This window comes from Streptomyces africanus, from assembly GCF_002150735.1.
In the GTDB taxonomy this organism is placed as follows: Bacteria; Actinomycetota; Actinomycetes; order Streptomycetales; family Streptomycetaceae; genus Streptomyces; species Streptomyces africanus.
The window spans coordinates 1-10,501 of sequence record NZ_MUKA01000556.1; the positions used below are offsets into that span (position 1 = coordinate 1).

Here is a 10,501-nt window from a genome sequence, read left to right on the forward strand (position 1 = left end):
CGATCCGCGGATCGGCCAGGACCCGGGCGCGGACGGTCGCGTCCAGCAGGTCCCGGCCGGCGAGGATCACGTGGTGGGACTCGGCCCAGCGCCGGAACCAGCCCCGCGTCCCCAGGGCGACGACGTCCGTCGTGACCGGCAGCCGGTTCGCCCCGGCGTCCCGGAGTGCCCCGGTGATCCCCGGCAGCAGTTCCTCCATGGCCCGCGCGCCGCCCGACCAGAGCATGTGCGCGTGCCGGGCCTGCGGCAGCCCCTTGCGGGGGCCGGGAGCGGCGGGCAGCGCGTCGCGCTCCACCACGACGACCCGGTCGGCGACGTCGGCCAGGGCGCGGGCCGCGAGCATGCCGGAGTGGGATCCCCCCAGGACGACGGCGGTTCTGGCGGGGGTGGGACGGTCAGTCATGCGCGGGCGTTCTCTCTCCCGGGGGCGGCCGCGCGTGAGCGTACCGCCTCGATGTGGTCGCGGTGACGCAGGGCCAGGGCCACGGCCTGGATCTCCTGGAGCAGGTAGGCGGTGTCGGGGCCGGACGGGGAGGCGGCGCTGTCGGCCTGCGGGGCCCGCTCCCGCGCGGCGACGGCGTCCAGGATCGTGACGGCGGCGGCCAGCGCCTTGGCCCGGCCGGGCTCGAACCCGAGGTCCAGGGCCGCGGCGCAGGAGCGTTCCCGCAGGTCCTCGTCGAGGTGCCGGGAGAGCTGGAGGAGCACGTCGCGGATGTACGTCTCGCGGCGGATCAGGCGCAGTTCGCCGGTGGCGCGCGGGGCGAAGGGGGCGCCGGCGCCGTTCACGGTGCGCAGCAGGAGGTAGAGGGGGCGCAGTTGCCAGTGGGCGAGCCGGATGCGCCAGCGCTCGTGCAGGTACTGGCCGCCGTGCGGGATGATGAAGCCGATCGCGACCATGGTGGCCGACAGGCAGGCGGCCGAGGGCGCCAGGTAGGTGCTCAGCCAGTCCAGGTCGTGGCCGGTCATCCGGGCGATGACGGCGGTGAGTTTGGCGACGTCGAACAGCAGGTTCGTCGCGTAGCCGACGCCCAGGAACCTCAGGCCCCAGCGCAGCCAGGCGTCGAGGCCGTCGGTGCGCACCCAGTTCCAGATCAGCCGGGCCGTGACCGAGCAGGCCACGGTGTGCGCGAGGAGATAGAGCAGGATCTCCTCGCGAATGAAGGGCGTGGTGGCGTAGTACGTGTCCAGGTCCCGGCGGCGTTCCACAGGGACGTCCGCGAGCCAGAACAGCACCCACAGGGCGACGACCACTCCCGCGTAGGCGAAGACGACCCACCGGGCGGCGCGGCGCGTCGAGGCCGAGCGGTCGGCCAGGCCGTTGCGCCAGGCGACGATCAGCAGCAGCCAGGACGCGCACAGCGCGGTGAGCAGCGAGTACACCAGCGGGGCCGCGATGTTCGGCACGCCGGTGACGCGGTTGGTCCAGCCGATGACCGACGGGGACGCGAAGACGAACACGGCGCAGGCGAACAGCAGCAGCCCGCCGACGGCCCGCAGCATCGGGTCCCGCCACATCCTCACCAGGCTGGGCAGCTTCATCACCAGGGCGACGGTCAGCGCCCCGATCGGCAGCCAGAAGGAGATGGAGAAGGTGCCGAGGACGTCCCGTGCCTCGGTCATCGCACGCCGCCTCCGCGTCCGTGTCCGCGGTAGCCCATCGACCGCCGCACGGGGTCGAGCGCGGCGTCCGGCTCGTCCGCGACGGTGCGGTCCGCGAAGGAGCGGAAGGCGGCGGCCAGCCGGTGCCCGAACGCGTCGGCCTCGGCCTCGTCCCGCTCGCGCGAGCCGTCCCGGGCCGCCACCGTCAGCGCCACGGACGTCCAGCCGGGTTCGCGGTCCAGGGCCCTCGCCGCCGCTGTCCCGGCGACGTGGTGGTGGCGGTGCCCCGCGTGCAGATGCCACAACTCATGTCCGAGGATCACCAGTTGCTGCACGGCCTCGGCCCGCTCCTCGACGATGACCAGGTCGAAGTCATGGAACTCCACCCACAGGCCGGTCACTTCGATCTCGTCGGGGAACCGCTCGAAACGCAGCTCGACCGGACGCCCGCCCCGCCGCGTGCTCATCTCCTCGCACAGCGCCCGGCACAACGACCGTACGCCGTCCGGGACCTGCTCCCGCGCCCGGACCGCGGCGGCGAGCTCGGCGGCCAGGCGGCGCATGGCGGAACCACGCCGCGACCGCCTGAGCACGGCGGTGACTCGGGCTCCGGTCCGCGCGCCCGCGATGCCCATCACTCCCCCTTCTGACCGCCGCCCGGCGGCTTGGCAGCGGGTCCGAGACTACGCGCCCGAAAGGTTTCGCGTCATGCGATTCGACGCCCGTAGTTCAACGGAGAACGACCATTTCTGCCCGAAAGCCCTGGGCAAAGTTCTGGGCCGACCATTGACGTGCAAGCGCTTTCTCCTTACCGTCCCGTTCGAAGTCACGAGCACCTTCCGATATATCGAACACGACAGCAAGGGCAGGGCATGGGACGACCTGACCTGAATCGCAGGCAGCTCCTCGGCGGGCTCGGAGGGCTCTTCGTCGCGAGCAGCTTCGGCTTCGCCGCGCTGGGCACGGGCGCCGACGCACTCGCCACCGGCGCCGACACCCGCGTGCGCTACTGGAACCTCTTCAGCGGCGGCGACGGATCCAACATGATCGCGATGCTGGACGCCTTCCGCAAGGCTCACCCGGACATCGCCGTGAAGGACTCCACCCTCCAGTGGGGCAGCCCCTTCTACACCAAGCTCGCCATGGCCGCCGCGGGCAACCGCGCCCCCGACCTGGGCGTCATGCACCTCGGCCGGGTCACCGGCTTCTCGCCCGGCCGCTTCCTGGACCCCTGGGACGTGGACCTGCTCGCCGAGTACGGCGTGCGGGAAGCGGACTTCAACCCCGCCCTGTGGAAGCGCGCCGTCATCGACGGCAAGCTCTACGCCCTTCCGCTCGACATCCACGTCCAGCTCTGCTTCTACCGCAAGGACGTGCTGAAGAAGGCGGGCCTGCTCGGCGACGACGGCCGGATGGTGCCCGTCACCTCCCCCGACGAGTGGTTCGACGTGCTGAAGCAGGCGAAGCGGGCCACGAAGAAGGGGCTCCAGACCATCGGCCTGTGGGTCAACGACCAGAACTTCCAGTGGTGGTTCTTCGTCGCGTTCTACACCCAGCTCGGCGGCACCTGGTTCAACGCCGCCAACACCGAGGTCACCTTCGACACCGGCAAGGCCACCCAGGTCCTGGAGTTCCTGCGCCGGCACATCACCGACGGGTACGCCGACCCGGGCTTCGCCGGGGCCGCCGGCGCCGAGCAGTTCCTCAACGGCTCCCCCTTCGTCTGGGAGGGCAACTGGTCGGTGCCGGTCTTCTCCGGCGCGAAGCTCGACTACGGCGCCACCCCGCTGCCGCCCGTCTTCGGCAAGCCGGCCACCCACGCGGAGTCGCACGCCTTCGTCCTGCCGCACCAGTCCGACCGCGGCGGCCCCGCCGACGAGGCCGCCCACCGGCTCGCCGCCTACGTCGTCCGGCACGCCCGGCAGTGGGCCGCCGGCGGCCACATCCCCGCGTACACGCCCACCCTGTCCACCGCCGCGTACAAGGCGCTGAACCCGCAGAGCGAGTACGTGTCGGCCATGGACCACCAGGCCACCGAGCCGAAGGTGTGGTTCGCCGGTTCCACCGGCATCCTCGCCCAGCGCGTCGGCCCGATCGTCGTCGCCTCGACACTGGGCTCCGCCAAGCCGGAGACCGCCGCCCGCCGGATGAAGAGCACCCTCACCCAGCTGCTCGCCATGAAGAACCCCATGGACGGCCGCACGGCCGCACAAGGAGGTGCGGCCGCATGACGGCGACCAGCGCCCAGACCATCACCGCACCCGCCCGCGCCAGAACCGCCGCCGACAGCGCCACCATCCGCCGGCCGCAGGGCTTCCAGCACGGCGGCTGGTTCGTGGCCCCGTTCCTCCTGCTGTTCGCGCTCTTCGTGATCTGGCCGCTGCTGCGCGGCGTCTGGCTCAGCTTCACGGATGCCAACATCTCGGGCGAGGGCGCGCGTTTCATCGGCCTCGACAACTACCGTGAGGCCCTGAAGGACCCGCTGATGTGGGACTCCCTCGGCCACAGCGCGTTCTTCACGCTCATGGTCGTCCCCTGCATCACGGTCCTCGCCTTCCTCCTCGCGATGCTCGCCCACCACATCGAGCGCGGCAAGTGGCTGTGGCGGCTGTGCTTCTTCGCCCCGTTCCTGCTGCCGTCCACCGTCGCGGCCAACCTGTGGCAGTGGCTCTTCAACCCCGGCACCGGAATGATCAACTACGTCTTCGGCATCGAGACGCCGTGGCTGACCGACAAGTCGTACGCGATGCTCGCCATCGTCATCCAGACCCTGTGGTGGACGGTCGGCTTCAGCTTCCTGCTCTACCTCGCCGCCCTCCAGGGCATCCCCGGCCACCTTTACGAGGCGGCCAAGCTCGACGGCGCGAACGCCTGGCACCGCATGGTCCACATCACCCTGCCGATGCTGCGCAACATCACCGGCCTCGTCGTCGCCCTCCAGATCCTCGCCTCGCTGCAGGTCTTCGACCAGGCCGTCGTGATGATGGACTTCCTCCCCGGGCCCGAGGGATCGACCCGCACCTTCGTCCAGTTCACCCTCGAAGAGGGCTTCACCAGCTACCGCGTGGGCTACGCCTCCGCGATCTCCGTCATCTTCTTCGTGATCATCGCGGCCGTCGCCCTCGCCCGGATGTGGCTGCTGCGCAACCGTGAGGAGAGCGCCCGATGACCACCGCCGTACCGGTGAAGTCCCGCAAGCCGTGGACCCCCAGCCAGATCATCCTGACCCTCCTCGGCACAGCCGTCTCGGCCGCCTTCCTGGCCCCCTTCGCCTGGGCCCTGTTCACCTCCCTCAAGTCGGAGACCGAGGCGGTGGAGGTCCCGCCGCACTGGCTCCCCGAGGTCTGGACCGGCCAGGCCTGGCAGGCCCTCTTCGAGACCGGCAACATCACCAACTGGTTCGTCAACTCCGTGGCCGTCTCGGTCTGCGTGACGTCCGTGGTGCTGCTCGTGAGCGCACTCGCCGGATACGGCTTCGCCCGCACCGAGTTCCGCGGCAAGAAGCCCCTGATGGGCCTGGTCATGGCCGGCCTGATGATCTCGCCCGCCGTCCTGGGCGTGCCGCTGTTCACCACGGTCCAGCAGATGGGCATGGTCGACACCTACTGGGGCATGATCCTGCCGCAGTGCGCACCCGCCGCGATGGTCTACATCCTCTACAAGTTCTTCCAGGGCATCCCGCGCGAACTGGAGGAGGCCGCCTTCATCGACGGCGCGGGCCGCTGGCGCGTCTTCTTCACCATCGTCCTCCCGCTCTCCCGTCCCTCCCTCGCCGCGGTCGGCATCTTCACGTTCATCGCCTCGTGGAACAACTTCCTCTGGCCGTACATGGTGACCAACAACCCCGACCTGATGACCATGCCGAACGGCATCGCGACCGTCATGAACTCCTACGGCATCCAGTGGGCCCAGCTCATGGCCGGCGGCCTGATGGCGGGCCTGCCCCTGATCATCGTCTTCGTCTTCTTCCAACGCCAGATAGTGGCGGGCGTCGCGCACACCGGCTTGGCAGGGCAGTAGTAGACCAACCCAGGGGCGCGGGGAACTGCGCGACCAGCCACAAACCACCCGAAGACGAAACTGCACCTCGAAAGGCGAACATGCACAAGGCCCGCTTCACCCTCGACCCCGCCTTCACAGTCGGCGAAGTGAACCCCCGCCTCTTCGGCAGCTTCGTGGAACACCTCGGCCGCTGCGTCTACACGGGCATCTTCGAACCCGACCACCCCACAGCCGACGACAAGGGCCTGCGCACAGACGTCCTCGAACTGGTCCGCGAACTCGGCGCAACAGCCATCCGTTACCCCGGTGGCAACTTCGTCTCCGGCTACAAGTGGGAAGACTCGGTCGGCCCCGCGGAGAACCGCCCCCGCCGCCTCGACCTCGCCTGGCACTCCACGGAGACCAACCGGTTCGGCCTCTCCGAGTACATCGACTTCCTCCGCAAGATCGGCCCCCAGGCCGAACCCATGATGGCCGTCAACCTCGGCACCCGAGGCGTGGCCGAAGCCCTCGAACTCCAGGAGTACGCCAACCACACCGAGGGCACCGCCCTGTCCGACCTCCGCGCCGGCCACGGCGACAAGGACCCCTTCGGCATCAAGCTGTGGTGCCTCGGCAACGAGATGGACGGCCCCTGGCAGACCGGCCACAAGACCGCCGAGGAGTACGGCCGGGTCGCCGCCGAGACGGCCCGGGCCATGCGCCAGATGGACCCCGGCGTCGAACTCGTCGCCTGCGGCTCCTCCAGCCAGTCCATGCCGACGTTCGCCGCGTGGGAGGCGACCGTCCTGGAGGAGACGTACGACCTCGTCGACTACATCTCGCTGCACGCCTACTACTGGCCCGAGAACGGCGACATCGACTCCTTCCTGGCCTCCGCCGTCGACATGGAGTCCTTCATCGACAACGTCGTCGCGACGGCCGACCACGTGGGCGCGAAGCTCAAGTCGAAGAAGCGGATCAACCTCTCCTTCGACGAGTGGAACGTCTGGTACCTGCCCGAGTGGGAGTCGCACGCGAAGACCTTCGAGCAGGACGACTGGCCCGAGGCGCCCCGCCTCCTGGAGGACAACTACAGCGTCACCGACGCGGTCGTCTTCGGCTCGCTCCTCATCGCCCTGCTCCGGCACGCCGACCGCGTCACGGTCGCCTGCCTCGCCCAGCTCGTCAACGTCATCGCGCCGATCATGACCGAGCCGGGCGGCCCGGCCTGGCGGCAGACCACGTTCTTCCCGTTCGCGCAGGCGAGCCGGTACGGCCGCGGCCAGGTCCTCGACGTCCGTGTGGACTCGCCGACGTACGAGACGAAGAAGTACGGCGAGACGGACCTGCTGCACGCCACCGCCGTACGCGCCGAGGACGGCACGGTCACGGTCTTCGCGGTGAACCGCAGCCGCACCGAGGCCCTCCCGCTCGACGTCGCCCTGAACGGCCTCGACCTCACCCGGGTCGTCGAGCACAGCGTCCTTGCGGACGCCGACCCCGACGCCCGCAACACCCTCGACGCCCCCGAGCGGGTCGCCCCGCACCCGGGCGAGGGCACGGCACTCCAGGACGGCACGCTGAGCACCGTCCTGGAGCCGCTGTCCTGGAACGTGATCCGGCTGGCGTGACGGCCGGGGCGGACCGGTCAGCGTTCGATGCGCGGCTGGGCGGAGGTGGACGGCATGGTCGACGTCGCTCCCACCGCCCAGTAGCCACCCGAACCCGGCACTGGAGCGAGGGCGTTCATGACGACGGGGGTCGTGGCGACCGGCCCCCGCTCGCTCACCCACGCCGTGCCGTCCCAGCGCAGGTAGTGGGCCCGGGTCTGGTCCCAGAAGTCCCACCCGGAGATACGGTCGGGACGCCCCTGAGCGTCGCCCACGATGCCGGTCAGCACTCCCACGCCGAACGGTGCCGTGACGTACTCCCAGCCGGTGCCGTCCCCGTGCAGCAGCCGGACGCCGGGGGGCTTGCCGGGCGGGCCGCCGACGCCGTAGTCGTAGCCGGTCATCCAGATGTCGTCGCGGGCGACCGCAAGCAGCCCGGTGAAGCCGGCACGGATCCCGCCGGGCGCCGGCAGCGTGGTCCAGGCCGTTCCGTCCCAGCGGGCGACGAGTTCGCTGCCGTAGACCCAGATGTCGCCGCAGGGCGCGCGGTGGATGCCGTAGGGCGGGATGGTGGTCGTGGCCGGGGGTGCCTCCAGCCAGGTCCACGTGCCCCGGTGGCCGTGCAGCAGCACCGAGCCGTCGCTGCTGCGGCCGGAGACCCAGACGTGGCCCCGGGGGCCGGTCGTGACGGCGGCCAGGGACGTACCGGGCGCCCCGCGCCCGGGGAAGTCGGCCTCCCGCCACGTCGTTCCGTCCCAGGCGAGCAGCCGGGCGGTGCGGGAGGTGTCGGTGCCGACGGCCCAGGCGCGGCCGTCGGACGCGGCGGCGACGGAGCCCAGATAGCCGTCGAAGCCGGGGCCGGTGCGCTGCCAGGCGGTGCCGTCCCACACGAGCGCCAGCGTCGTCCCCCGGGCACTGCCGTAGCGGCCCTCCTCGCCCACGGCCCAGGCGAGGCCCGGACCCGCGGCCGCGACGTCGAGCAACTGGGCCGCCGGGGCGGCCTCCGGGGCGGCGACGGCCTGCCACTCGCGGGCCTCACCCAGGAGACCGGGAGCCGCCCAAGCCGTTCCGTCCCGCAGCGGGGCGAGCCCGAGCCCGGCCCCGGCCACTGTGCCTAATCCACCGATGAAACGCCGTCTTCGCACGAGGTTCCCCTCCCTGTCGGCAGCTGGAAGGCCAAACGGTGGCCCAGCCCGCCGGAGAAGGCAATGCACACGGACGGCTCGATCCGGTCACACCGGCGTGACCGGCACCCCTCCCGCCGCCGCGCCCAGCAGCGTCAGCCGCACCTCCCCCGGCCCCGACGGTGTGGTCCCGTCGGACAACACCGCCAACGCCAGTGTGTTGGCACCACGTGTGCGGAGGATCCCGTTCGGCAGCACGAACGTATGCTGCGGACCTACGTCGTTGATGTACTGGCCCATGCTCCAGCCGTTGAGGAAGATCTGGACGCGGTAGGCCCGCTTCGGGTCGTCGTCGAGGACGAGCCCGATCGAGGCGTCGACGCCCGGGTCGACGTCCAGCCGGAAGTCCGTCCGGTACCAGGTGACGCCCTGCCGCCGGTCGGCACGCGGCAGTTCGGCGTCCTTCCAGTCCCCGTCGTCGTACTCCGGGAGATGCCAGCCCTCGCGCTCCCCGTACAGCCCGCCGTTGTTCATCGGCCCGCGCACGGGATCGGGCGCCGACGCGCCCTGGATCCGCCACGTCACCTTCGGGGAGGCGCCCTCGAAGGTGACGGCGGTCAGCCCGCGCGCTGCCTTGTGCGTGTCGCGTGCCGTGCCGTCCATGTCGTGCTGCATCCGCCGGACGAGCACGGACAGCACGTGCCGGTCGGCACGCTCGTCCTGGTCCTCACGGAACTTCTTCGGCAGGGCGAAGGTGGCCTTCGCCGTCCAGGTGCCCTGCCGGGCCCGGTCCTTGTCCGGCACCGGCATCCGGTGCGTGCCCAGCGGCTCGCCGTCCAGCCAGGCCATCAGCAGGCCCTGCGTGCCCGTGCTGTAGTCGAGGGACACGGACTCCAGGTCGGGTCCGTCCCTCCACTCGCCCCGGTACCAGACGTCGCCGTAGTGGAAGCCGTAGTCGTCGGCGAACAGGACGGGCTGCCCGTCGGGCACGGGCGTCGTACTGAACGACGTCTTCCGGTCGGCCGCCGTCCAGTCGGCGTCGTCGAAGCCGGGCTCGGCCTCCGGGTTCTCGGTCCGCCGCCGCCAGCCTGCGAGGGCGGGCAGGGCCGGCCGGGTCACGCCGGGCAGCGGGCGCAGCGCCAGCAGACTGCCGGAGGCGCTGATCCGGGTGGGCACCGGGCGCCCGTTCCACGTGACATGGGTGATCCCGCGCGGCCCCCACACCTCCAGGCCGGTCTGGCCGATGGTGTCGCCGGTGAGGTGGACCGTGGAGCCGCGCAGCTTCGCCGACCGCAGCAGCGCCGGGCCGTAGACGAGGAGCGGGCCGGACGGCGTCTCGTACGGCCACAGCCTGAGGGCCGTCGCGTCGTCGGCGAACAGCAGCAGCATCGGCGTGTCCACGCCGTCGCCCTCGACGCGCACCCGGCTCAGCCCGCCGGCGCCGAGCGGAGCGGTGACGTTGAGCTTGCCGAGGTTCCAGGACCACGCGGGCTCCGCGTCCAGCCGCATGGGCGTCGGCTCGTCCGCGCAGTCCAGTACGACCTGCGCCAGATCGCCCCGCCGGCCCGCGAACACCGCGATCTCCTGCCGTCCGGCCGTCAGGCTCAGCATGGGCTGCACCGTGGCGTGCACCAGCGTCCGCTGCCCGAGCTTCAGCCCGGCGGCGATCAGCTTGGCGTCCCGCGCCGGGACCGTGACCGGCACGTCGATCCCGGCGTCCGGCAGCGTCGAGGACACCGCCTCGCCGGAGTCGTTGCGCAGGACGTAGAAGTGGGCGCCGGTGTCGGGGTTGGCCAGGTGGTAGACCTTGATCCGCTCGTCGGCGGCGCGTACGGCCTTCGCCCGGTTCAGCCTGGCGAGGTCCGGCACGTACCGCAGCAACTGCCCGAGCTGGTGCATCGGGGCGAGCTTCGGGGTGGCGTTGCGGGCCTCGTCGAACGCGGCCCCGTAGTCGTACGACGTGTAGACNNCCGCCGTACGTCATGTAGACGTTGTGCAGTGTGATGCCGTTGGCGAGGTTGGTGAGGTGGAAGCGCCGCTCGTACGCCGCGTCCCGGGTCCGGCGGGCCTCGGCGTAGCCCTTCCCGTCGAACCAGGACCCGCCCCACGGGTCGAACCAGCCCCCGCCGAACTCGGGCACGAACCCGGGCGTGCGCGGACTGGCCGTGGCCCCGCCCTTCGTCC

The 10,501-nt window shown here is 71.3% G+C and carries 7 protein-coding genes and 2 pseudogenes; 4 read left to right on the forward strand and 5 right to left on the reverse strand.

Annotated elements, in window-relative coordinates; translation table 11 throughout:
- From CCL05_RS41960 to CCL05_RS41970, 3 genes and pseudogenes are all read right to left on the reverse strand, one after another.
- Positions 1 to 403: pseudogene (locus tag CCL05_RS41960) on the reverse strand (pyridine nucleotide-disulfide oxidoreductase); the annotation flags it as partial.
- Complete coding sequence (locus tag CCL05_RS41965) at positions 400 to 1,620, reverse strand: MAB_1171c family putative transporter (protein ID WP_086565783.1); 1,221 nt, start codon at positions 1,618 to 1,620, stop codon at positions 400 to 402. The gene CCL05_RS41965 and the pseudogene CCL05_RS41960, both read right to left, overlap by 4 nt.
- On the reverse strand, positions 1,617 to 2,234 hold the full coding sequence (locus tag CCL05_RS41970) for a toxin-antitoxin system, toxin component family protein (RefSeq protein WP_208641740.1): 618 nt from the start codon (positions 2,232 to 2,234) through the stop codon (positions 1,617 to 1,619). The genes CCL05_RS41965 and CCL05_RS41970 overlap by 4 nt, the downstream gene beginning before the upstream one ends.
- A 237-nt stretch (positions 2,235 to 2,471) precedes the next feature.
- Between CCL05_RS41970 and CCL05_RS41975 the strand changes: the two genes are divergently transcribed.
- The 4 genes from CCL05_RS41975 to arfA all read left to right on the forward strand — a co-directional run bounded on the left by CCL05_RS41975 (position 2,472) and on the right by arfA (position 7,214).
- Positions 2,472 to 3,830, forward strand: coding sequence for an extracellular solute-binding protein (locus tag CCL05_RS41975; protein WP_086565784.1), 1,359 nt, complete (start codon positions 2,472 to 2,474; stop codon positions 3,828 to 3,830).
- Positions 3,827 to 4,768 (forward strand): carbohydrate ABC transporter permease, encoded by a 942-nt coding sequence (locus tag CCL05_RS41980; protein WP_086565785.1) that lies wholly within the window; start codon positions 3,827 to 3,829, stop codon positions 4,766 to 4,768. Before CCL05_RS41975 ends, CCL05_RS41980 begins: the two co-directional genes overlap by 4 nt.
- Complete coding sequence (locus CCL05_RS41985) at positions 4,765 to 5,619, forward strand: carbohydrate ABC transporter permease (protein ID WP_086565786.1); 855 nt, start codon at positions 4,765 to 4,767, stop codon at positions 5,617 to 5,619. The genes CCL05_RS41980 and CCL05_RS41985 overlap by 4 nt, the downstream gene beginning before the upstream one ends.
- A gap of 80 nt (positions 5,620 to 5,699) precedes the next feature.
- Positions 5,700 to 7,214, forward strand: a complete 1,515-nt coding sequence (gene arfA / locus CCL05_RS41990) for an arabinosylfuranosidase ArfA (RefSeq protein WP_086565787.1) — start codon at positions 5,700 to 5,702, stop codon at positions 7,212 to 7,214.
- A gap of 17 nt (positions 7,215 to 7,231) precedes the next feature.
- Here arfA and CCL05_RS41995 read toward each other — a convergent pair whose 3' ends face one another.
- Together CCL05_RS41995 and CCL05_RS42000 are read right to left on the reverse strand one after the other, a co-directional pair.
- Positions 7,232 to 8,302, reverse strand: a complete 1,071-nt coding sequence (locus tag CCL05_RS41995; protein WP_086565788.1) for an NHL repeat-containing protein — start codon at positions 8,300 to 8,302, stop codon at positions 7,232 to 7,234.
- Positions 8,303 to 8,425: 123 nt separating this feature from the next.
- Positions 8,426 to 10,501 (reverse strand): annotated as a pseudogene (locus CCL05_RS42000) (beta galactosidase jelly roll domain-containing protein); the annotation flags it as partial.

What these genes read in the sequence shown, in the direction of transcription:
- CCL05_RS41975 (WP_086565784.1), top strand. Translation starts at nt 2,472, where the DNA reads ATGGGACGACCTGACCTGAATCGCAGGCAGCTCCTCGGCGGGCTCGGA.
- CCL05_RS41985 (WP_086565786.1), top strand. Translation starts at nt 4,765, where the DNA reads ATGACCACCGCCGTACCGGTGAAGTCCCGCAAGCCGTGGACCCCCAGC.
- CCL05_RS41965 (WP_086565783.1), bottom strand. Translation starts at nt 1,620, where the DNA reads ATGACCGAGGCACGGGACGTCCTCGGCACCTTCTCCATCTCCTTCTGG.
- arfA (WP_086565787.1), top strand. Translation starts at nt 5,700, where the DNA reads ATGCACAAGGCCCGCTTCACCCTCGACCCCGCCTTCACAGTCGGCGAA.
- CCL05_RS41970 (WP_208641740.1), bottom strand. Translation starts at nt 2,234, where the DNA reads ATGGGCATCGCGGGCGCGCGGACCGGAGCCCGAGTCACCGCCGTGCTC.
- CCL05_RS41980 (WP_086565785.1), top strand. Translation starts at nt 3,827, where the DNA reads ATGACGGCGACCAGCGCCCAGACCATCACCGCACCCGCCCGCGCCAGA.